Consider the following 22597-nt stretch of genomic DNA (forward strand, 5'->3'; position numbering starts at 1 on the left):
GTTTTCCTTTTATTCCATCCCGTATTTGCGCAGCTTGTTGTGCAGGGTGGCGCGTGTAATGCCCAGTTGACGGGCGGCCTCGCTCTTGTTGTCACCGGTACAGCGCAGGGTTTCGCCTATGGCCCGGCGCTCCAGCTCATCCAGGGGCAGGCCCGCCAGGGCGCCCACGGCAGCGGAAGAGGCTTCTTCGGGGGAGGCGGCTTCAGTAATGGCGGCGGGCAGCTCGCGGCGGGTGATCAGGTCGCCGTTACAAAGGATGACGGCACGCTCCACAGCGTTTTCCAGCTCCCGCACGTTGCCGGGCCAGGCATAGCGCAGCAGGCTGTCCACGGCCTGCGGAGAGAAGCCGCGGATGCTCTTGCGATTGCGCCCGGCGAAACGCTCCAGAAAATGGGCCGCCAGCACAGGGATGTCCTCGCCTCTGTCCCGCAGGGGGGGCACCTCCAGACTGATGACGTTGAGCCGGAAGTAAAGATCCTCGCGAAAGCGCCGACGGGCCACTTCTTCGCGCAGGTCTCGGTTGGTGGCGGCCAGCACGCGCACGTCCACAGTAAGGGGCGCGTCCGAACCCACCCGCTGCACCTCGCCTTCCTGCAGCGCCCGCAGCAGCTTGGCCTGGAGTGGCAGGGGCATTTCACCAATTTCGTCCAGAAACAGCGTGCCCCCGTTGGCCTGGACAAAGCGCCCTTCGCGCCGCCTGTCCGCCCCGGTAAAGGAGCCCTTTTCATGACCAAAAAGCTCCGACTCCAGAAGATTTTCTGCCAGGGCCGCACAGTTGACCGTCACCATGGGCTTGTCCGCCCTGGCGCTGCCGCTGTGCAGGGCGCGGGCCACCAGTTCCTTGCCCGTGCCCGATTCGCCGGTGATGAGCACCGTAGCCTCAGTGGGGGCCACGGTGGCGATGGTTTCCTGCATGGCCAGCATGGCGGGGCTGCGCCCCAGAATGCCCGGCCGGGCCGCCGCTTCGCTCAGCTGGCGGCGCAGTTCGCGGTTTTCCACGCTCAGGCGGGAATGCTCGATGGCCTGCCGCAGGGTGTGGCGTAAGATCTCGAAATCCAGGGGTTTGACCAGATAGTCGTAGGCCCCCAGGCGCAGGGCCTCCACCGCTGTTTCCACAGAGGAATAGGCCGTCATGAGCACCACCGGCAAGGCCGGATTGTACTCCAGAACACTTTTGAGAGTATGGATGCCGTCCATTCTGGCCATGCGCACGTCTGTGAGCACCGCGTCAAAGGCCCGCTCCCGCACCAGGTTCAGGGCCTCGTCGCCGTCTGCGGCCTCGCTCACCGCATAGCCCCAGGAACGGAGCATGGTGCGGAGCATGCCCCGATGGGCCTGGTCGTCATCCACCACAAGGATGCTGTTGCTCAAAACCTGTCTCCTTGTGGGGGCGGCGGCCGCACGGCAAACGTGCGCCTGCGGCCGGGGCGTTTACGTCCCCGCCGCATCGGAGGTTCCGCCCCCCAAGTCTTTTCGCCCGCAGTGCGGGCGTTCAGTCCCGCCGCCGGCGGCGGCGCTCTACAAAGGACTGCGCGCCCTGCGGCGCGCAGGACAGCCAGACGCGAAAAATGGTTTCGCCCGGCTGCCCCTCCCTGGCCAAGTGGGAGCTCACGCCGATTTCGCCGCCGTGGGCCTCCACAATCTTATGGACCATGGCGAGGCCCAACCCCGTGCCCTGCCCTTTTGTTGTAAAATAAGGATCAAAAATGTGCGGCAACTGCCGGGGCACAATGCCCGTACCCGTATCGCGCACCATAAGGCAGACGCGCTGCCGGCTCCGGCCCACGGCCAGGGTAAGCACGCCGCCCTGAGGCATGGCGTCCAGGGCGTTGAGACAGAGGTTAAGCAGGGCCTGGCCCATGCGTTCGGGGTCCACCAGAGCCAGAGGCACGCGCGGGGCCTTGCGGCAGACAATTGTTACGCCGCGCTTTTCCGCGTCCTGTCGAATAAGCTGCGCAACGTGCTCCACCACAGCTTCCAGGCTGACGGGGCGGGGGCAGACGTCGCTGGGCCGCGACAGGCCGATGAGGTCCATGATGACGCGGTTGAGCCTGTCCACCTCGCTGACCATGACCAGTGCAGCCTCGCGGTCTTCGCTGCCTTCGGGAAAGCGCTGGCCGAAGTAGGTGGCATACCCCTTGATGGAGCTCAAAGGATTGCGTATCTCGTGGGCCACGCCCGCCGCCAGATTGCCCACGGCGGCCATTTTTTCCTTGCGGCGGACTTCTTCTTCCAGCCGGCGCACTTCGCCTTCAGCCCGGCGCTGCCCCAGGCGCGACTCCCGCGCCCGTTCGGCGTAGTACAACGCCAGCAGACAGGCCAGGCCCACCAGCAGCGTAACGGCCGCCAGCATGGCAATGTAACCCCGGTTCTGACTGCGGGTCATCTCAAAAGGTGAGATGTCCAGCCCCAGAAAAATGATGGGCAGAGACGGCCCGCCGACCGCGTGCGGCAGTCCCGGCGAAAAACGGCGATAGACCACAAAAACGCGCTGCCCTTCCATGTTCATGACCCGCCAGCGGGCCTGGGCGTCGACGTGGAGCTCCCGCATATGGGCCTCATCCATCTCAGCCCCGTCGGCTTGCAGGATTTCGCCCAGCCGGGCCCGGTAGCTGTGGGCCACAATGGTGCCGTCCGGCATGGTCACGGCCACGAAATCGATGCCGGGGCTGTCGGCCATTTCTTCCAGCAGCGCCTGCAGGCGCACGCCCACCTCGCTGCGCAGACCGGAACGCAGAATATTTTCAAAGGCCATGATCAGAGAGGAACCTTTCTCGGCCAGCAAACGCGCCATGCCCGCCTCGCTGCGTTCCAGCGAAAGAAAGGCCAGCAGGCCGATCATCATGGCCAGCACCACGGCAGCGGCACTGAGCAGCAGCACCACGGGAGCGCGGCCGGGCCACGGCGGTATGGGGCGGGTTTCGCCCTGGCCGCCCGCAACGGAAGAGGGCTCTTTGACGCTGCACATACCGGGAGTATAGCCTTACAAGGCGTCGCTTGTCACCAGAGCATATGCGCGCTGCGGCTGTGCCGCCGCAAAGGTTGCGGCAAGCCAGCGGCAACGCCTGCCGCAGCTGCCGCCGGAACAATGACGCAGCGCCGTTGCCGCCGCCGAACGGCCTCAGGGCAGACATTACGGCAGAACTTTACTGCAGGGCAGCACAAACATGCCGCTACGCCACCAGAAAACTCAATATTGGCGCATTTTTTGCATATAAAATGAACAAACCGCCGCGCCCGTTTCCTGCGGGAGTGGAGCGCGGCAATGTATACACCTCTCCGATTGAGGTCAGGTATGCTCAAAGCCTGTTTTGCCCTCTGTGTGCTCGCCACTCTGTACCTGCCGGACGCTGCGGTAAACCGGCAGGCCTCAGATCCCGTGGCCGCCGTCAGCCAGTGGGAAGCCTCCCCAGTTCCGGGGCTGGGCTCTTGGCTGGAGGGGCTTTCTCCGGCCCAGCGCATCCCGGCGCAGCAGGTGGTGGAAGACTACCTGCCCCGCGTACAGGCTCTGCGCCAGCGTATTTTGCTGAAAAAAAATGAACTGGCCCAACTGCGCTACGACCTGGAAACCCCTCCGGACACCCTGCCCAAACTGGGGCGCGAACTGCAGTTTCTGCGCGACGAACTGCGCACCCTGCTGCTGCACGCTGATGCGGACATGCGTCGCCAGGCCGGCGTTTCTCTGGGTACGCCCCTAAGTCGCGGCTGCGGCATGGAAGTTTCCGGTCTGCCGCCCATGCCGGGCCAATAAACCAATCCGGCACCGCGCTGAAAAAGATTGTCTTTGAGAATAGCCCTCTCAAAGGCAATCTTTTTTTGCCGACCTCCCTGGCCCGTGACCAGCGCGGCCATCTTTGCCGATAACTTCCTTCACCGTAACGGGCCAGACTTCTGTATCACAACGATCCAAGCCCGCACCGGCGCTTAACCGCGCAAATACATAGTACTTGCCTCCACGGCGGACGGCTGCTTGCGCCGATGCGCACAACCGCCCTCCCCTCTGCATCTAAGGCTTGCACAAGGGCCTGCCCCGACGAATAAATTCTGCCAAAGGATAATTTCTGGACAATTGTATAAAAATTATCCACAAACCTGCTGCAACTGTAAAAAAAATATACAGATTCCTGCTCCAGCAAGGGCCTCATCCGCAGACCTTCAACACAACACACTAAAATAATTTATTTAATTAATATTGGCACACCGATTGCTATATAAAAAACATCGGTTAGCGCAGAGCAAAACCGGCATGTGAACAAATTCTGTAAGGAGCGCATAACCCTCCGTCACGGCAGCTGACAGCAGCCTATCCCAGTCAATCCGCCGACGGGCGGTACAAATATAAAAACAAATTTCCGCGATGCTCTCCGCCCCCATTGAGGGCATTACGGATTCCCTCCTCAAAACCTCCTCCTTAAGAACAGAACCTCTAACCATCGGAACATCCTCCCTCTCTCGGCCGCCGGACCCTCCGGCGGCCGCCTCTCTTTTTGGGGTCCGCCACAGAAGGGGCCAGCCTACAGAGCCTCCAGCAACAGGCCGCTCCTTGCGCTGAAATGCAGGCGACGCAGGCCCAGATCCTCCCAGGCCGGCCGCAGTTCGCCCTTGTGCCCCCAGAAAAACCCCTGACAGGCGTGGGGGGCCTCCAAGGCAAAACCGGCTTCGGCACGGCACGTCGCCTCCAGAGCCCGCCGTACGGCCAGGAGCAAGGCACGGCCCTGCACCCGCGCCCCCAGAGCGGCATGGCGGGGACCGTCCAGCACGGCCGCGTCCAGGCCCGGTTCCGGAGCAAGACCCATGCGGATGACGGCCACGCCCGCCTCCCGTGCACGCAGCCAGCCCACGGCCAGGGCCGTAAGGGTCGCGTCCAACGGCCAGGGCCGATAGCGTCCGCTGCGCCACAGCTCGGCCAGGCCCGTACCGCGCAGCACCAGGCAGGGATAGAACCGCAAAGCCTGTGCGCCCGCCGCCAGGCTGCACGCCACATCGGCGGCAAAGTCTGCAGGACTGTGGCCGGGCATGCCCGGCAAGAGCTGCACAGTAAGCTGCAGCCCCGCCTGCCGCACCAGAGCACAGCCGGTTTGCGCCATCGCCCCCGTATAGCCGCGCCGCGCCGCTGCCAGCGCGTGGTCGGCAAAACTCTGCACCCCCAGCTCCACCGTACGGCAGCCCGCCTCGCGCAGAAGGGCCAACCCGGTCGCGTCCACCCTGTCCGGCCGGGTGGAGCAGCGAAACCCGGTGGCCCAGCCCCGCTCCCTGGCCTTGCCCGCCCAGCGCAGGCAGGCAGCCAGGGCCGCCTTGGGCAGGGCAGTGAAGGTGCCTCCGTAAAAGGCCGGTTCCACTGGGGGCAGCCCCCTGGCGGCGCGTTCGGCAAGGGCTGCGGAGGCCGATGTCAGCGCGGCGCGCACCGCCGCCACCGGGTCAGAAAACGGCAGAAGGCCGGTCTGCACGTCCTGCGCACAGAACACGCAACGCACAGGGCAGCCCTGGAAGGGTAAAAATATGGGAAAAACAGGGGGCCCCGCCGCACCGCCGACGGGCCAGGGCACCAGGAGGCTCCAGACCGGCCTCGCGGCTGTGCCGGAACCGGAAACAGACATGGCGCGCGCCGCATATCGGCCACCGCGGGAAGCGGCGCTCATACCTTGCGCCACGGGCAAGGGCGCCCGGCGGCTGGCCAAGCTCTGGACATACGCTTTGCTTTATATAGGATATCAACAAAATGGACAGGCCGCTGCGGCCAATACGTCGCTTTCACAAGAAAAACCTTGCTCTACCTTGATGTTGTGTGTATTTTACACAAAAGCTCCGTTCATGTGAAGCAGTCCGGAGCAGGCCGTGTTTCCACGGCGTAAGCGGCTGTATCCGGACAGCCCAACCCGCGCGCTCTGCGCCGGAGGACCCCTATGAAAAAAACCCTGACCAAAGCGGACATCGTGGAGGCCATTTACGAAGAAACGGACAAAAACCGCGTTGACGTCAAAAACGTGGTGGAAAAACTGCTGGACATCATGAAGGGCGCCATCAAAAAAGACCGCGCCCTGCTTATCAGCGGCTTTGGCAAGTTTGAATGTTATGACAAGGCCTCCCGCAAAGGCCGCAACCCCAAAACCGACGAAACCATCACCCTGCCCCCGCGCAAGGTCATGGTCTTTCGGCTTTCCCGCAAATTCCGCGCGGAACTGAACTCCTGATCTCCGGATCGGGAGACGGCGGCCCCGCCGCCCTCCGCGTCGCCTGCGGCGGCTTTCCGTTTGCTGCGCCTACGGCAACGGACGTCCGTTGGGCTGACGTGTGTTTGGACTTGCGCCTGTGCCCACGAGGCCCGGACGTGGTCCTCTCCCGTTGCGGGGGGCGGGGGGATGCAAAATGCTTTAGATTCTGCCTGCCGCCCGCACGGAGCAGCGCTTAATCATAGTTGACCGGCAACGCCACGGACCTGTCCGCCGTCTGCACGGATTCCCGCGCCGCGCTACAGGCCGGTTTTGCCGCTTTCCCGGCCCCTAACCGCCGGACCCCTTCACGGGAGACGCGCATGCTTTTTAATTCCTACAGTTTTCTCCTGCTTTTTCTACCGCTTCTGCTGGTCAGCTGGCGGCTGGCGGCAACCTACGCGCCGGCCCGCCTGGGACTTGTTCTGCTGCTGTTTTCCGTGGTCTTTTACGGGCTTTGGGGCCTGCCCTTTCTGGTGCTGCTGGCGGTCATCCTGGGCATGAACTACATGTTTGCCCAGGCTCTTGCGCCTGCCCCCGCGCCCCAGGAGGACGACCCTGCGGCCGCCTGCTCCACAGGGGACGGCCCCGCCGCCTGCCCGCGTTGCCACCTGAGCCGTCGGGCGCTGCTGGTCACAGCCTTGATCTGCAACCTGCTGCCCCTGCTCTGGTTCAAGTATTCGGGCTTTTTCGCCCACAACCTGGCTGCTCTGCTGCATGTGCAATGGCAGTTCACGCCGCCGGGCCTGCCCCTCGGCATTTCATTCTATACCTTCATCCAGATTGCCTGGCTGGTAAGCGTCTACCGGGGGCAGGTGCGGCCCGCCGGTCTGGGACGGCACTTGCTGTTTTCCTCCTGCTTTCCCTATGTCATTTCCGGCCCCATCGTGCGCTATGAACAGCTGGGGCCGCAGCTGGACGCTCTGCACGGCTCTACGGCCGAAGGTCTGGCCAGGGGCTTCAGCCTGTTCACCCTGGGGCTGGTCAAAAAAGCGCTCTTGGCCGACACCCTGGCCCTCTGGGCCGACGCCGTGTTCAACGCGGCGGAAAAGGGCTTTCCCTTAAGCGGGGCCGAAGCCTGGCTGGGCTCGCTCTGCTATACCTTTCAGCTCTATTTCGACTTTTCCGGCTATACGGATATGGCCCTGGGTCTGGGCCTTATGCTGGGCCTGCGCCTGCCGGAAAACTTCGACTCCCCCTACAAATCCACGGGCATCGTGGACTTCTGGCGGCGCTGGCACATTACGCTGGGCGCATGGCTGCGCGATTTTCTCTACATTCCCCTGGGCGGCAACCGCCACGGCAAACTCAAGCAGTACCGCAACCTCTTCCTGACCATGCTTATCGGCGGGGCCTGGCACGGAGCGGGCTGGACCTTCATTATCTGGGGCGCGCTGCACGGGGCCATGCTGAGCGTCAACCATTTCTTCCGCGCACGCATTAAAGGACGGCCCCTGGAACGGATCATGGCCTCGCCGCCCCTGCGGGTCTGCTGCATTGCAGTGACCTTTTTCTGCCTCAATTTCTGCTGGGTGATTTTCCGCGCCGTAAGCCTGGAAGGGGCCGGGCGCGTTTACACGGCCATGTTCCGTGGCCCCTTTACCCGCGCCGCCGCCGGGCTGGATCCAGACCTGACGGGGCTCACGGGGCTGGCGGCCGTGACGGCGCGCTGGCTGCCCAACAATTACTTTCAGGGCTGGCTGCCCCTGGTCATGCTGCTGCTCTGTTTTGTGCTGGTCTGGGCCTTTCCCAACAGCGGCGAGATGCTTCACGGCCGCCGCGACGGCTCCTTGCCCCGTCCAGCCTGGCGGCCTTCTGCCGGCTGGGCCGCAGGGTTGGCCGTGCTGGCTTTTGCCGCGCTTATTCTGGTTTCGCGCAAGGCCACCTTTCTCTACTTCCAATTCTAGGGGCGCCGCACCATGAGATTGCTTACCGAGGCCGCCTTTCTCAAACGTTTTTTTGCCCTGTTGCTGGGTCTGGTGCTGGCCGCCTGCCTGCTGGTCGTGCCCTACACCTGTTGGTGGCTGCACAGCAGCGGCGACCTGGCCGTGGAACGCGCTGTAAAAAATCAGGCCGCCGGGCGTTTTGCCCTGTTCGGTTCGGGCGTTTCCCAGGACTTTGTGGACTACAAACTCCAGCTCTATGCCGCCGTCAAGCCGCAGGTGGTGGCCCTGGGCTCCTCGCGGGTCATGCAGTTCCGGGGGGCCTATTTCCGCCGCCCCTTCCTCAATGTGGGCGGCACGGCGGGCAATTTGCCCGTGCTCCGCTCCACGCTGGACGCCATGCTGCGCCTGCACCGGCCCGAAGCCGTCATTCTGGGCCTGGATTTCTGGTGGTTCATGCCCCGGTGGAATCCCGACCCTTTTAAGGAAGAGCCCCCCACCAGCGGTTCCTATGGCTACAATCTGGACAGTCTCAAAAAGCCCTGGACCTGGCTTCTGGAAGGCAAAATCTCCTGGCGCGACCTGCTGGGCCCCGTGCTGCCGCGCTCCCTGGGCGGCTTCCGTGATGACCGCTACGGCATCATGGCCCAGCAGACCGACGATGGCTTCGGCTCTGACGGCTCCTGGTACTACACGGGCGAAATCACCGGGCAGAAACGCCCCTTTGACTACCGTTTTGAAGACACGCTCAAGCAGGTGCGCTACGGCATCAAGGCCTTTGCGCCTTCGCCGCCCCTCAAGGACAGCCGCGATGTGGGCGGCATCAGCACGGCCCATCTGGACGCCTTTGCCGAAATCTACTGCCGGCTCAAAGCCCGCGGCATCGCCACCTACGTCTTCATCGCGCCCCTCTCGATAACGGCTCTGGACGCCCTGCGCGCCCGCGAGGAGGATTACCCCCACCTTTTCCGCCTGCGCGACGCCCTGCTGGCCCGCGGCATCGAAGTCATGGACTTTACAGACCCGCGCACCTTTGCCGCCACGGACTGCGAATTTGTGGACGGCTTCCACGGCGGCGAGGTGGTCTACGCCCGCATTCTGCGGGATATGGCCGATCGCTGGTCCAGCCTGCTGGCCTATGTGGATATGGACAAGATCAACGCCGTCATCCGCGACTGGCGCGGCCATGCTCTGGTGCCGGACCCTCGCCTTACGGACCGGCCCGAGGTGGACTTTATGCGTTCTGACTGCCCCAAACGGCGCTAGAGACACGCCATGCGGTTGCTCCATCACGCTACGAAGGACCACCTGCCGGTTACGGCTCTGGTCTTGACCGTTGCCCTGACCGCCGCCCTGGTCATGACCCCGCACGCCGCTCCGGCGCTGACCGCGCCCGCTGTCGCCCAGCCCACACTGGCCTCCCCGGCCGTGCCCGCGCCCCGCGCGCCCGCAACCGCCGCCCCTGGCGCTCCCGCCACGCCGCAAAGGGCAAACGTCGCCACGCCCACGGCTCCCGACGCGCCCGGTCAGACAGCCCCGGCCGCCGTATCCGGCCCCACTGCGCCCCGCGCCGTGGCCCTGCAAACCCCGACCCAGCCCACAAGACCCAAGGGCACCAAAAAGCGCTCCCAGGGACGAAAGCAGAACAAAGCCGCCGCTGCCGCCGCGGGCACAGCGGGAGCCGTGGGCGCGGGCGCTCAGGTCAAAGAACCCAAAGAGGCCCCCGCCACCCCAGCCCAAAAGGCCGTACAGGCCTATGCCGAAGGCGACTACGCCACGGCCCGCCGCATCTGGGAAAATCTGGCCGCCGCCGGCGACGGTCTGGCCATGAACAATCTTGGCGTCCTCTACGATCAGGGACAGGGAGTGGAACCGGATACAGGCCGCGCCCTGCACTGGTTTGCGCAGTCCGCCAAAACCGGCGATCCCGCAGGCATGAGCAACTACGGTCGCGTGCTGGAACAGGGGCGGGGCATTCCCGCCAATCCCGAAGAAGCCGCCCGCTGGTTTGACCTGGCCGCCCGCAAGGGCCAGCCCGTGGCCCAGTACAATCTGGGCATGCTTTACGAACTGGGACGCGGCGTGCCCAAAGACCTCAAGGCTGCCGCAGCCTGGTACAGCCGGGCGGCGGCCCAGCAGCAGACCGAGGCCCTTTCCCGACTCGGTCAGTTCTATCGCGCGGGGCTGGGGGTGCCCCAAAACCGTATGCGGGCCACCCTCCTGCTCTACGCCGCAGCCATGCAGGGCGAGGCCGGGGCCGTGCGCGCCCTGGAGGAAATGGCCGCTGAAGAGCCTGCGCGCCCGGCCGCCGTACTTTTTGGCCTGCGCCTGGACGCCACAGACCGCCCGACCGTACGCGACGCCCTGCGCCGCGCGGGCGCAACACCCAAACGCGAAGACGACGCCCATATCTGCGATATCTACGCCGCCGAACGGGTGGCCCCCGGCGCGTCGCAGCTGGCCGTATGCTACGGCCCCGGCGACCCGGCCCCCCTGGGTTTTCTGGAGCTGGACTACCTGGCCCCCAACAAAAAAACCGCCAGACAGATTGTCAGCATGGTCAGCCAACGCATGGGACAGCCCTCGGCCAGCGAAGGGGAGGACGCCCAGCTCTGGAACCTGGGCACGGTGGTGGTGGCCACCCGCTACGAACCCGCCCGCCGGCTCATGAGCCTCATGTACATGGTGCCCAAAGTCTACCACCTGACCCGGCAGGACTGACGCCTTTGCCAGAGTCGGACTCGCCCCACGAGGGCCAACCGGCAGCGCCCACGCGCAGCCCCTGCCAAAACCCCGCCCGATTCTGCGACCCCAGCTAGAGCATTTAACACTTGAAATGCTCGCTTACGGCAGGCAAAAGCCAGCCTTCTCGCATTTCGTGGCAAGGATTTTCAAGAAAATCCTTGCAGAGCAGTTAGCTCATTTCATTCGCTAACTGCTCTCGCCGCCCCGGACAAACGCTGCGTCGGGGCAGATCACGCTTGACAACAGCGCGCCAAAACTATATCAATTTATCCGGATATTGTGATAAGAAACGGAAAACGGTGCAAATCCGTTGCGGGCGCGCCACTGTAACCGGCACACCCCGCGCCGCGCCACTGCTGCCTGCCGGCGGGAAGGAGCGACGCTTCCGCGCACGCGGCGCCCTCGGCGTCACCCGCGCGGAATGCGCACGGCCAAATGCCGTGCGCCGGGGCCGGAAGCCAGGAGACGCCTTGTCACATGGCCGCCTGGGCTTGTCGCGCCCCGGCGGCGCGGCAGCACTGTCTCGCGTACAGGCACGAGCCCCCACCCGCGAAAAGGGTTTTTCGCGGGTCTGCGTGACGTGGACTGCCTTTCACCGCCGCGTGGGCCGCACGGCCCCCGCCGCAAGTCTGAAAGGATCTTCCATGCGAACCCACATCCTCGGTTTTCCCTCCATCGGCAAAGCGCGTGAACTCAAACGCGCCCTGGAATCCTTCTGGCAAGGCCAGTCGGACGCCGCAGCCCTTGACGCCGTACGTCGCGACCTGGAAGCCCGCCATTGGGGCATCCAGCAGGCCGCCGGGCTGGATATGGTAGTCTGCGGCGATTTTTCGTTCTATGACCGCATGCTGGACACGACCCTCATGCTCGGCGCCCTGCCCGCCCGCTTTGCGCCCTGCGCGGAGGACGCGCCCTTGGACCGCTACTTCGCCCTGGCGCGCGGCCACGCGGGACGCAACCTTCCGGCTCTGGAAATGACCAAGTGGTTTGACACCAACTACCACTACCTGACCCCGGAACTGGAAGCTGATACCCCCTGGACGCCGGGCGCGCACCCCGTGCTGGAATCCGTGCGCCGGGCCCGCGCGCTGGGTTTCACGCCCAAGGCGGCCCTTATCGGCCCCTTTACCTGGCTGGCTTTGGGCAAGGCACGGCAGGGCACGGACCCCTGGGCCCTGCTGGAACGCATTTTGCCCGTCTATGCGGCGCTGCTGCGGCAACTGGCCCCGCTCTGCCCCTTGATCCAGGTGGAGGAACCCGTGCTCTGCACGGAACTTCTGCCCGCACGCGCCGCCGATCTTTTCAAGAACGCCTACGCCGCACTCAACACCGCCGCGCCGGACAAAATCCTGCTGACCACCTACTTCGGCCCCCTGACCCGCCACCTGCCCCTGGCCCTGGGCAGCGGCTGCGCCGCCCTGCACCTGGACCTGACGCGCGGCCCCGGCCAGCTGGAACCCGTGCTGGCCGGCCTGCCCGAAAACATGACCCTCTCCCTAGGCCTGGTGGACGGCCGCAACATCTGGAAGACCGATTACGCCCGCGCCGCCGCCCCGCTGGAACGGGTCGCAAGCGCCTTGGGACCGGAGCGCGTGCTGCTGGGCTCCTCCTGCTCACTGCTGCACTGCCCCGTGGACGCCACGGACGAAACGGCTCTGCCCCCGCAGGTGCGCGACCGGCTGGCCTTTGCTGTGCAGAAGTGCACGGAACTTTCTGAGCTTAAAGCCGTGGCCTTGGGCCGGGGCGCAGATCTGCTGGCGGCCAACGCCGCCGTGCTGCGGCAATGGCGGGCACATCCCGAAGCCGTATTGCCCGCCGTGCGGGAACGGGCCGCCGCCGTGACTCCGGACATGCTGCGCCGGGCCGCGCCCGCACCGGAACGCCGCGCGGCGCAGGCGGCCTGGCTCAGGCTGCCCCTTCTGCCCACCACCACCATCGGATCCTTTCCGCAGACTGCCGCTATCCGCCAGACGCGCCGGGCCTGGAAACGGGGAGAAATAAACCCAGAGGCTTACGAGGCCGCCATCCGCGCCGAAATCGCCCACTGCATCCGCAAACAGGAAGAACTGGGCCTGGACGTGCTGGTGCACGGCGAGGCGGAACGCAACGACATGGTGGAATACTTCGGCCAACAGTTAGGGGGCTTCTGCTTTACCCAGAACGGCTGGGTGCAGAGCTACGGCAGCCGCTGCGTTAAACCGCCGGTTATCTACGGCGACATCTACCGCAAGGCTCCCATGACTGTGAGCTGGTCCACCTACGCCCAGTCCCTGACCAGCAAGCCCATGAAGGGCATGCTCACCGGCCCCGTGACCATTCTGTGCTGGAGTTTTGTGCGCGACGACCTGCCCCGTGACCAGGTCTGCCGCCAGATAGCCCTGGCCCTGCGCGACGAGGTGGCCGACCTGGAGGCGGCGGGCATCCGAATCATCCAGATCGACGAGGCCGCCTTGCGGGAAGGCATGCCCGGCAACAGCGCCGACGCCGCAGTCTACCTGCAATGGGCCGTGGACGCCTTTCTGCTGGCTTCGTGCGGCGCGGCCCCGGCCACCCAGATCCACAGTCACATGTGCTACAGCGAGTTCAACGCCATTTTGCCGGCCATTGCCCGCATGGATGCGGACGTCATCAGCATCGAATCCAGCCGCAGCGGCATGGAACTGCTGGACGCCTTTGCCCGCTACGACTACAGAAACCAGGTGGGCCCTGGCGTGTACGACATCCACAGCCCGCGCGTGCCAGACACGGAAGAAATAGCTGGTCTGCTGCGTCTTGCCCTGCGCCACATCCCCAAAGAGCGGCTCTGGGGCAATCCGGATTGCGGGCTCAAGACCCGCCGCTGGGAAGAAGCCTGGCCCGCCCTGCAGCACATGGTGGCCGCCGCGCGGCAAGTGCGGGCGGAACTGGGTTGAAGCCCCGCGGGCTCAGAAAAACTACCGTTCCGTAAAGAATTATATCTTCTATACTATGTTGATATAAATCAATAAAATAACAAAGCAGCCCTTTCCCGGCCGTACAGCTCTGTTAAAATCGACATTTATGTCGTTTGTTTCAGACAAGCGTGCCGAAGAACACCACGTCCCGCCCCATGCCGTCCTACCCGGCCTGTGGCGGGACGTCTTTTTTACGCTTCTTCCCTCTACAGATACGCCACAAGCGTTGCTGTGGGGCAGGTCCAAATTTTTTTGCCGCCTCCCCAGTCGGAAGCCGGATTTTTTCAGAACAGCCGCCAGATGCGCTCTGCGCAGCCCTTCCCCGGCACGCAGGCCCAAACCGCCACGCCGGCGGCCCCAAGGGGCCTGCATCCTCTCCGCCCAAGCCTTTCAGGGCTGCGCTGTACGTAGAAAAAAACCCGAAACGCATCCAGTTCCTCCCCAGAAAAATTGACTTGCATTGCGCTTTATGACAAAAGAAAAGGACACTTGTTTCTGGCATATTTCCAACTTTTCGGTAGACTTTCTTGAGGCGAAGTTACCAAAATGTGTTTTTTGGTAAGGGCTGGCAGACAATTTCTTTAATTTTTTTCCGTAGTTATTAGTTCGGAATACTTTTTGCTGTAGGCTGTCTTGTGGTAGGGAATACTGTTTATACCGTGTCCGTCAAAACAATCGGGAGGCCTTCATGAAGTTGTTGCAAGTTGCCACTGCCTGCGCCCTGTCCCTGTTTGTGGGGCATGCGGCCATTGCCGCAGAAGCGCCCATCAAAATCGGTTTCCCCATCCCCCTCACGGGTGAAATCCCCAAGGTGGGCGAGGGCTCCAAGTACGCCGCCGAAATGCTGAAGGAAGAAATCAACGCCAAAGGCGGCCTGCAGGTGGGCGACAAGAAGTACCCCCTGGATTTCATTTACGAAGACAATGAATCCAAACCCGAATCAGCCGTCAACGTCACCCTTAAGCTCATTGAGCGTGACAAGGTGCTGGCCATTGTGGGCCCGCAGTCCTCCCGGCAGGCCGTGCCCGCCGGCGGCGTGGCCAACGACGAGGAAGTGCCCCTGATCACCCCCTGGTCCACCAACCCGGAAGCCACCAAAGACCGCCCCTGGGTCTTCCGCGGAGCCTTCCTTGATCCCTTCCAGGCTCCGGTGGCCGTGGACTTTGCCTCCAAGACCTTCAAGGCCAAAAAGGCCGCCGTGGTCTTTGAGGTTTCCAACGACTACTCCAAAGGCCTGGCCGACAACTTCAAGGAAGCCTTTGAAAAGGTGCACGGCAAGGGCTCTGTGGTGGCTATGGAATCCCACGGCCCCAAGGACCAGGACTTTTCCGCCCAGCTCACCAAGGTCATCGCGGCCAAGCCCGATTTCATCTTTGTGCCGGAGAACTACAGCTTCGCGGCCCTCATTGTGCCGCAGGCTCGTGACCTGGGCTACAAGGGCCCCTTCATGGGCTCCGACGCCTGGGGTTCGGCCGAGCTCTTTAACCTCTGCGGCAAAGACTGTGTGGGCCAGTACTTCTCCACCCACTACACGGCTGAAGGAGCTACGGGCAAGACCAAGGAATTTATCGACAAATACCAGGCTAAATACGGCTATGTGCCGGACGATGTGGCCGCCCTTACCTGGGATTCCATTAATATCGTGCTCAACGCCATCCAGCAGGCCGGCAAGATTGACCCGGACCTGAAAAAAGAGCGTAAGATCATCCGCGACAACATGGCCAACATGGCCAAATTCGACGGCATCACCGGCAGCATGAAGTTTGACGCCAACCGCGACCCCATCAAGTGCGCGGTTATCGTGCGCGTAACGGACAAAGGCTCCTTTGCCTTTGTGGAATCGGTCTGCCCCAAATAACCTTTCAGCCAGCACTCAAGCGCGGCCCGCCCCGGCGGGCCGCGCTGCGTTGCAACGGCGGGGGCCCCCTGCCGCACCGCCGCTTCCAACCGCCAGTCCAATGGGGATGCCATGGATTTTCTGCTGCAACAAATGCTCAACGCCCTGCAGTGGGGCAGCTTTTATGCCCTCATCGCCTTGGGCTACACGCTGGTGTACGGCGTACTGCGCCTCATCAACTTCGCCCACGGCGACATCTTTATGGTAGGCGCGTATATTTCCTTCTTCGTCGCCACCTATCTGCTCTCACCGGCCATAGGCCTCTCCAAGCCCGTCACCCTGTGGCTGACCATTGTGCTGACCATGCTGCTCACGGCCCTGGTGGGCGTCACTCTGGAGCGCATCGCCTACCGGCCCCTGCGGCGCAAGGGGGCGCACCGCCTGTATGTGGTCATCACGGCCCTCATGTGCGGTCTGATTCTGGAAAACGGCAACCTGGCCCTTCTGGGCGCCACCAAGCGCAAGCTGCCCGATCTGGTGGATAAGGTCGTCTACTCCATCGGGCCCCTGGTGGTCACCAACCTCAAGCTCTGGGTCATCCTGGCCGCCATTGTGGTCTTTGCACTGCTGCAGACCGTGGTCACGCGCACCAAGGTGGGCATGGCCATGCGGGCCGTTTCCTGGGACCGCTTCGCCCTGCCGCTCATGGGCATCCCCCTGGACAGCGTCATTGTGGTGACCTTTGTACTGGGATCGGGCATTGCGGGCTTGGGGGGCATGCTCTTTGCCATGTGCTACCCCAATCTGGAGCCCTACATGGGGGCCATGTTGGGCTGGAAGGCCTTTATCGCCGCCGTGGTGGGCGGCATAGGCGACATCCGCGGGGCCTTTGTGGGCGGTTTCCTCCTGGCCTTTGTGGAAATTATGGTGGTGGCCTTTTTGCCTTCCACCTATATGGATTTGTTTTCATTCACCATTCTGCTGCTGATCCTGTGGGTGCGGCCCACGGGTATTTTCGGCATGCCGCAGACGACCAAAATCTAGCCGGAGCGTCCGATGCTGACAGTGTTTGTACAAGCGGCTCTTCTGATCCTTGCCGTGCTCTGCTTCGGTTACGCCGTCAAACGCGCCCTGCGGCAGAAAAAGATCGACTGCCTCATTTTCCTTCTGGGCGGCACGTTACTGGTGCTGGCCGAATACTTTTCCTGGATTGACGGCTACTGGCTTTCAGTCATCAAGTTCATGGGCCTCAACGTCATTTTTGCCGCCAGTCTCAACCTGGTCAACGGCTATATGGGCGAATTTTCCTGTGGGCACGCGGGCTTCATGTGCGTGGGGGCCTATGTGGGCGGGCTTTTGACCATCCTGCTCTTTACCAAAAACAAGCTGCTCGGCGCGCCCCTGCTGCCGCCGGAACTGGCCCCCCTGCTCTTTCCCGGCGTCCTGGCTGTGGCGGGCCTGGTGGCCGCGCTGTTTGGTCTGCTGGTGGCGCTGCCCTCCTTCAAAACCCGTGACGACTACCTGGCCATCATCACTATCGCAGCCAACTATATTATCATTGCGCTGATCATCAATATAGACGCCGTGGGCGGCCCGCGGGGCCTTTCCGGCATGCGCGGGGCCGTGCGCGCCATGGAGCGCGTGGCCGACATCCCCTGGATGATGATCTGGATTGTGCTCTCGGTCATGGCCAGCGTCATGCTGCTTTACCGGCTGGTCAACAGCACCCTGGGCAAGGGCATCCCTGCTGTCTGTCAGAACGAGGTGGCTGCGGAAATTATGAGCGTCAACACCAAGAAGGTGAAGCTCACGGCCTTTATGGTTTCGGCCGGCATCGCCGGGGTGGCCGGGGCGCTCTACGCCCACCTCTTCAGCTCCATCTACGCCAACAGCTTTGGCATCATGAAGTCCACGGAAGCCATGGTCATGGTCTATCTGGGCGGCATGGGCTCCCTTTCCGGTTCGGTGCTGGCGGCCATCATGTTCACGCTGCTCATCGAGCTGCTGCGCTTTGCCCTGCCGGCCCTGAGCGACGTTCTGCAGCATGTGCCCTTTGTTCCGGACTCCTTCGTCATCAGCCAGGAATGGAAGTGGGTCATCATCCCCCTCATCCTTATCCTGCTCATGCAGTTCCGCCCCGAAGGCCTTCTGGGCAACAGGGAGCTGACGCAGGCCTTTCCCCGGCTGAAGCGCCTGCTGACTATCGGCAAGGCGGACTAGCCCCCTTCCCCATCGCACTGACAACTATTGCGGGAGCTGACCTTGGCACTGTTTGAAATGAAAGAAGTCACGCAACGCTTCGGCGGGCTTATCGCGCTGACGGATTTTTCCATCGCCATTGAAGACCACACCCTGGTGGGCCTTATCGGCCCCAACGGCGCGGGCAAAACCACGGTCTTCAACCTGGCCTCGGGCTTCTACCACCCCACCGAGGGGCAGATCGTCTTTGACGGCCACGTTTACAACCACAAGCTGGAGCCCCACCAGGTCACAGCCATGGGTATGGCCCGCACCTTCCAGAATATCCGCCTCTGGAACGACATGACCGTGACAGACAACATCTGCGTTTCACAGTACTCCCGCCTGGGCTACAACCTGCTGGACGTCTGGAGCAACAACGCGCGCTATGGCCGCGAAGAACAGCGCGTGCGCCACAAAGCAGCGAAAATACTTGAAATAATGGAGCTGACCGACGTGGCCCAGGAATGTCCCAAAAACCTGCCCTACGGCCTGCAGCGCCGGGTGGAGCTGGCCCGCGCCCTTTCCACCGACCCCAAGCTGCTTTTGCTGGACGAACCGGCCGCGGGGCTCAACTCTGCCGACGTGGACGGGCTCATCAAGCACATCCGCTGGATTTACGACGAATTCAAAATCGCCATCTGGATGATCGAACACCAGATGAAGGTAGTCATGTCCTTGTGTCAGGACATTATGGTGGTGGAATTTGGCAAGACCATCGCCCAGGGCACGCCGCAGGAAATCCAGTCCAACCCCGAAGTCATCAAAGCCTACCTGGGCGACGAGAACGTATAATGCTGTTGGAAGTTGAAAATCTGTACGCCGGCTATGGCAAGATCGAAGCCCTTCACGGCATCTCTTTTCATGTGGAAAAGGGCGAAATTGTCACCCTTATCGGCGCCAACGGCGCGGGAAAATCCACCACGCTCAAGGCCATTATGCGCCTGCCGCCGCCGGAATCGCCCACAGTGCTCAACGGCGACATCCGCTTCAACGGCGCTTCCATTCTCAAGACCGAGCCGCACCATGTGGTGGCCCATCTACGCATGGACCTGGTGCCTGAAGGACGCCACATCTTCGGCAATCTTACGGTGAACGAAAACCTCAAACTTGCCACCTGGACCCGCAAGGACGACGATATCCAGAAGGATATGGAGCGCGTGTTTGAGCTGTTTCCCCGCCTGCGCGAACGCATGCACCAGCGCAGCGACACGCTTTCGGGCGGTGAACAGCAGATGCTGGCCGTGGGCCGCGCCCTCATGACCCGCTGCTCCGTGCTGCTGCTGGACGAACCCTCCATGGGGCTCTCGCCCCTGCTCATGTACGACATGTTCCGCACCCTCAAAAAGCTCAACAGCGAGGGCCTCACCGTGGTGGTGGTGGAACAGAACGCCCGCCTGGCCCTGCAGGTGGCCGACCGGGGCTATGTGCTGGACACGGGTTCTATTGTGGCTTCGGGTACCGCCGCCGAACTGGCCGCCACGCCGGAAATCAAGGCCGCCTATCTGGGGGCGTGAGGACACACACCCAGAGCCGTTCGTGCAAGGCAGCCCAGGACAAAGCCAGGGACGGAGCCGGGGGCGCAGCGCGTGCGGCGCTCTCGCCCCCCAACCGTTCTTCCTTCCGCATTATGTTGCGTTTGCACCGCACTCCACACGGTTGCGCTGACCAAAGGCACGCGCAACGCTTTCTGCAAAAGGCCTGGGCTCCTCACCGGGCAACACGCAATAGTGATGTTGACGGGCAGGCTGCAGCGTTGCTGCACGGCAACGGTATTTTTTGAGGGGTCTTGTACTGCCGCAAGGTTTATGGCGGTCGTGGCCCGGCAGGAAGAGACTGCAGGTCTTGGCGGGGAAAAAGCGTTCAGTCGGCCGCATCCACAGTCCGTACGCAGATGGCCGCCCCGTTGCTCACACCGGCCAGGGCGGCACAGAAGGCGCTTTCCTGCTCCTCCGGCAAGCGCAGGGTCAGGCTGGCCGCCACGGCATAGTCCTCGTCCACAATGCTTACTTCATGGACAGGCAGCAGACGACGCAGGGCGTCCAGGCAAGCGTAGTCCACGGTCACCATCAGCCGGATTTGCGGTACCCGTTCACATAGGACCAGACTTTCCAGGTTTTGCCGCACGCTGTCCTGGTAGGCGCGCACCAGACCGCCCGTGCCCAGCTTTACGCCACCAAACCAGCGGCTGACCACGACACAGATTTCGCCCACAGGACTGTGCAGCAAAACCTGCAGCATGGGCCGTCCGGCCGTGCCGTGGGGCTCGCCGTCGTCCGAAGAACCGATCTGCGCCGTATGCCCCGGCGGGCCCGCCACATAGGCCCAGCAATTGTGGGTTGCATCGGTGTGGCGACGTCGCAGCGCCTCCACAAAGGCCCGCGCCGCAGTCGGCCCCGACGTATGCGCGCTTTGAGCCAAAAAACGGCTGCGGCGAATGACAAGCTCGGTGCAGTGGGGCGCGTCTGGCGCAGCCGCAGGCACGGGATACCGGCTGCGAGGGGCGCTCATGCCCAGGCCCGGAAACAATGGGAAGCAGTGCAAAGCATGTCTTTTTGTAGCGGGGCCAGCAAATTATGGCAATGGCGCTGCCGATAAATTTTTTACTGAAAACGCTTTACAAACGGAATATTCTTCGTTAAATAGGAATCGTTCTCAATCAATAGCAACCTTAAGCAAATAAGGAGAAGACAATGAGCAAGACGCAGGACAATCTCATGGCGGCTTTCGCGGGCGAATCGCAGGCCAACCGCAAGTACCTGGCTTTCGCCCAGGTGGCGGACAAGGAAGGCCTGCCCCAGGTAGCCAAACTTTTCCGCGCCGCTGCGGCCGCCGAGACGGTTCACGCACACGCCCACCTGCGCAATGCCGGCAAAATCGGCGACACCGCCGCCAATCTCAAGTCCGCCATTGAGGGTGAAACGTACGAATTTACCCAGATGTACCCAGAAATGGTGAAGGAAGCCAAAGACGAAGGCCAGAACGCCATTGCCAAGTACTTCGGCTTTGCCAATGAGGTGGAAGGCGTGCATGCAGAGCTGTACAAAAAGGCGCTGGAGAACCCCGGTGGCCTGCCTGCTACGGACTACTACGTCTGCAAGATCTGCGGCTACACCCACGAAGGGCCCTGTGACGCCTGTCCCGTGTGTGGCGGCGGCGCGGCGGCTTTCTTTAAGGTTGATTAAGCCCGCACCGACAGTGCTGCAGGATTTTTATTCCTGATTGTGCTAACGCCCCTTTCTGCCAGAACTCTCCGGCAGGGAGGGGCTTTTAGCTGTGTTCTCCCCGCTTGGGAGAGGCCTAGAGCAGTTAGCGAATGAAATGAGCTAACTGCTCTGCAAGGATTTTCTTGAAAATCCTTGCCACGAAATGCAAGAAGGCAGGCTTTTGCCTGCCGTAAGCGAGCATTTCAAGCGTTAAATGCTCTAGTAAAGACGAATACCTTTAAAAATATGTAGTCTCAAAGTTTATGGCACGCTCGTTCCGGCGCTTAAGCGCAAAAATAAATTGTGCTTGCACCTCCACGACGGGCGTCTGCTTACGCGACCGCCAGGCATTTCAAACTTGAAAGGCCCTGGGCGTTGCAGTCTCCATGGCTGGTCGTGGTCGCAGCTGGACAACATAATAATCAAACGACGTTGGCGCGCACTCAAGTGCGCATGCGCATGTCTGTACGCTGGTGAACCGGCTCGGGAGCTCGTGCGGCGCCGACAAAGGGATCAACGTTTATAACCGGCTCCGCCCACACGGCAGCCCAGACAGATTTCTGCCGGACCGTTATCACAAACAAGCGAGTGTGACAGCAGTCTGATACGGGGAAAACCGCCAACAAAATGCCTGGTGCGGCCAGGATAAACCGGGACCACTTCACCCATTGCCGAGCCCCCGGGGAAGTTGCAGAATCCCCTTGTCCAGATGGCATTTCCTCCGTGGGCCGCACACCGGCATTGCGCCCGATCCGGCTTTCCGGCGGCAAAGGCTCATGCGCGTGGGCGAAGAATCTGTTATTAACACAACCAGGCAGAATGACAAATGAAACCCGGCATTACCTATACCTTTCACCACACCGGCATTCCCACCCACGAAATCAGGGACAACGAACTTTATAGCCCGCAGGCGGGCATGTATACTTCCGACAATCCTGGGAAATTCAAAATTCAATGGCACAGATTTGATGCGGATTCGCCCTTGCACCCCCTGCTGCGCACACTGCCGCATGTGGCCTTTGCTGTCAGCGACCTGCACGCGGCCATTGCGGGTGAAGAGGTCATCCTCGGTCCCTATGAACCCATTGATGACTACTGGGTCGCGGTAATTAACGATGCCGGCGTTCCGGTGGAGCTTATCCAGACCTCGCTTTCCGATGCCGAGCTCTGGGCACGGGCCAGGGCTGGCCAGGGCGCGCTATATGGCAATAAAAAACTCTTTTTGCGGTAGCGGCCGGGATTTTTACGCAGCCTACTTTCCCACATGACGTCGCCTTTAGCCGTTGCCGGGTGGCGGCTTACGGGCAAGGACAGCCGGTCAGTGCGCGGGCAGCGCACAACCGCAACGAGAACAGCGCGCAAAAACAAACGCCCCTCGCGCTGTTGAGCGGCGAGGGGCGTTTATGAGCAATCTTTGGCGACGGCCTACTTTCCCACATGACGTTATGCAGTATCATCGGCGATGGAGAGCTTAACTACCGAGTTCGGAATGGGTTCGGGTGTACCCTCTCCTCCATGGTCACCAAAGAAATTTGTCAAAAATATA

Annotated in this window: 17 protein-coding genes, 1 rRNA gene and 1 riboswitch; of the genes, 13 read left to right on the forward strand and 5 right to left on the reverse strand. The window is 62.4% G+C overall.

Annotated features, from left to right (window positions below):
* Positions 1-9: 9 nt before the first annotated feature.
* Together EB812_RS08530 and zraS are read right to left on the reverse strand one after the other, a co-directional pair.
* Positions 10-1371: a sigma-54-dependent transcriptional regulator gene (locus tag EB812_RS08530; RefSeq protein ID WP_130958081.1), complete on the reverse strand. Its 1362-nt coding sequence runs from the start codon at positions 1369-1371 to the stop codon at positions 10-12.
* Between the two features lie 121 nt (positions 1372-1492).
* A complete protein-coding gene (zraS, locus tag EB812_RS08535; RefSeq protein WP_118230496.1) occupies positions 1493-2968 on the reverse strand; it encodes a two-component system sensor histidine kinase ZraS in 1476 nt (491 codons plus the stop codon).
* 327 nt (positions 2969-3295) lie between these two features.
* On the opposite strand from zraS, the gene EB812_RS08540 reads away from it, so the two are divergent.
* Positions 3296-3751: a zinc resistance protein gene (locus EB812_RS08540; RefSeq protein WP_118230497.1), complete on the forward strand. Its 456-nt coding sequence runs from the start codon at positions 3296-3298 to the stop codon at positions 3749-3751.
* 763 nt (positions 3752-4514) lie between these two features.
* On the opposite strand, the gene EB812_RS08545 is transcribed toward EB812_RS08540, so the two are convergent.
* Positions 4515-5597 carry a radical SAM protein gene (locus EB812_RS08545; RefSeq protein WP_118230498.1) on the reverse strand — a complete coding sequence of 361 codons (1083 nt, stop codon included), beginning with the start codon at positions 5595-5597 and terminating at the stop codon, positions 4515-4517.
* Positions 5598-5903: 306 nt separating this feature from the next.
* On the opposite strand from EB812_RS08545, the gene EB812_RS08550 reads away from it, so the two are divergent.
* The 10 genes from EB812_RS08550 (at position 5904) to EB812_RS08595 (ending at position 19362) form a co-directional block, all read left to right on the forward strand.
* Positions 5904-6191, forward strand: coding sequence for an integration host factor subunit alpha (locus EB812_RS08550; protein WP_118230499.1), 288 nt, complete (start codon positions 5904-5906; stop codon positions 6189-6191).
* A gap of 341 nt (positions 6192-6532) precedes the next feature.
* Positions 6533-8116, forward strand: coding sequence for an MBOAT family O-acyltransferase (locus EB812_RS08555; RefSeq protein ID WP_118230520.1), 1584 nt, complete (start codon positions 6533-6535; stop codon positions 8114-8116).
* Positions 8117-8128: 12 nt separating this feature from the next.
* The gene (locus EB812_RS08560; protein WP_130958082.1) at positions 8129-9358 is read left to right on the forward strand and encodes a hypothetical protein; all 1230 of its coding nucleotides are present in this window, start codon (positions 8129-8131) and stop codon (positions 9356-9358) included.
* A 9-nt stretch (positions 9359-9367) separates the two neighbouring features.
* A complete protein-coding gene (locus tag EB812_RS08565) occupies positions 9368-10813 on the forward strand; it encodes a tetratricopeptide repeat protein (protein ID WP_242621251.1) in 1446 nt (481 codons plus the stop codon).
* A gap of 278 nt (positions 10814-11091) precedes the next feature.
* Positions 11092-11325, forward strand: a riboswitch (cobalamin riboswitch).
* Between the two features lie 156 nt (positions 11326-11481).
* Positions 11482-13749 (forward strand): 5-methyltetrahydropteroyltriglutamate--homocysteine S-methyltransferase, encoded by a 2268-nt coding sequence (gene metE, locus EB812_RS08570; protein ID WP_130958083.1) that lies wholly within the window; start codon positions 11482-11484, stop codon positions 13747-13749.
* Positions 13750-14458: 709 nt separating this feature from the next.
* Positions 14459-15628, forward strand: a complete 1170-nt coding sequence (locus tag EB812_RS08575; protein WP_130958084.1) for an ABC transporter substrate-binding protein — start codon at positions 14459-14461, stop codon at positions 15626-15628.
* A 111-nt stretch (positions 15629-15739) separates the two neighbouring features.
* On the forward strand, positions 15740-16651 hold the full coding sequence (locus EB812_RS08580) for a branched-chain amino acid ABC transporter permease (RefSeq protein WP_118230504.1): 912 nt from the start codon (positions 15740-15742) through the stop codon (positions 16649-16651).
* Between the two features lie 12 nt (positions 16652-16663).
* Positions 16664-17827 carry a branched-chain amino acid ABC transporter permease gene (locus EB812_RS08585; RefSeq protein WP_118230505.1) on the forward strand — a complete coding sequence of 388 codons (1164 nt, stop codon included), beginning with the start codon at positions 16664-16666 and terminating at the stop codon, positions 17825-17827.
* Positions 17828-17869: 42 nt separating this feature from the next.
* Complete coding sequence (locus EB812_RS08590) at positions 17870-18640, forward strand: ABC transporter ATP-binding protein (RefSeq protein ID WP_118230522.1); 771 nt, start codon at positions 17870-17872, stop codon at positions 18638-18640.
* Positions 18640-19362, forward strand: a complete 723-nt coding sequence (locus tag EB812_RS08595) for an ABC transporter ATP-binding protein (RefSeq protein ID WP_118230506.1) — start codon at positions 18640-18642, stop codon at positions 19360-19362. Before EB812_RS08590 ends, EB812_RS08595 begins: the two co-directional genes overlap by 1 nt.
* Before the next feature lie 346 nt (positions 19363-19708).
* Here the strand turns inward: EB812_RS08595 and EB812_RS08600 are convergent, their stop codons facing one another.
* Positions 19709-20356: a YigZ family protein gene (locus EB812_RS08600; RefSeq protein WP_118230523.1), complete on the reverse strand. Its 648-nt coding sequence runs from the start codon at positions 20354-20356 to the stop codon at positions 19709-19711.
* A 182-nt stretch (positions 20357-20538) separates the two neighbouring features.
* Here EB812_RS08600 and EB812_RS08605 point away from each other — a divergent pair, with 182 nt between their 5' ends.
* Together EB812_RS08605 and EB812_RS08610 are read left to right on the forward strand one after the other, a co-directional pair.
* Positions 20539-21030 (forward strand): rubrerythrin family protein, encoded by a 492-nt coding sequence (locus tag EB812_RS08605; protein WP_118230507.1) that lies wholly within the window; start codon positions 20539-20541, stop codon positions 21028-21030.
* A gap of 847 nt (positions 21031-21877) precedes the next feature.
* Entirely contained in the window at positions 21878-22282 is a 405-nt protein-coding gene (locus tag EB812_RS08610) for a VOC family protein (RefSeq protein WP_118230508.1), read from the forward strand.
* A gap of 181 nt (positions 22283-22463) precedes the next feature.
* Here the strand turns inward: EB812_RS08610 and rrf are convergent.
* Positions 22464-22578: ribosomal RNA gene (rrf, locus tag EB812_RS08615) — 5S ribosomal RNA — on the reverse strand.
* Positions 22579-22597: the final 19 nt, after the last annotated feature.

Source organism: Desulfovibrio legallii (assembly GCF_004309735.1).
In the GTDB taxonomy this organism is placed as follows: domain Bacteria; phylum Desulfobacterota; class Desulfovibrionia; order Desulfovibrionales; family Desulfovibrionaceae; genus Desulfovibrio; species Desulfovibrio legallii.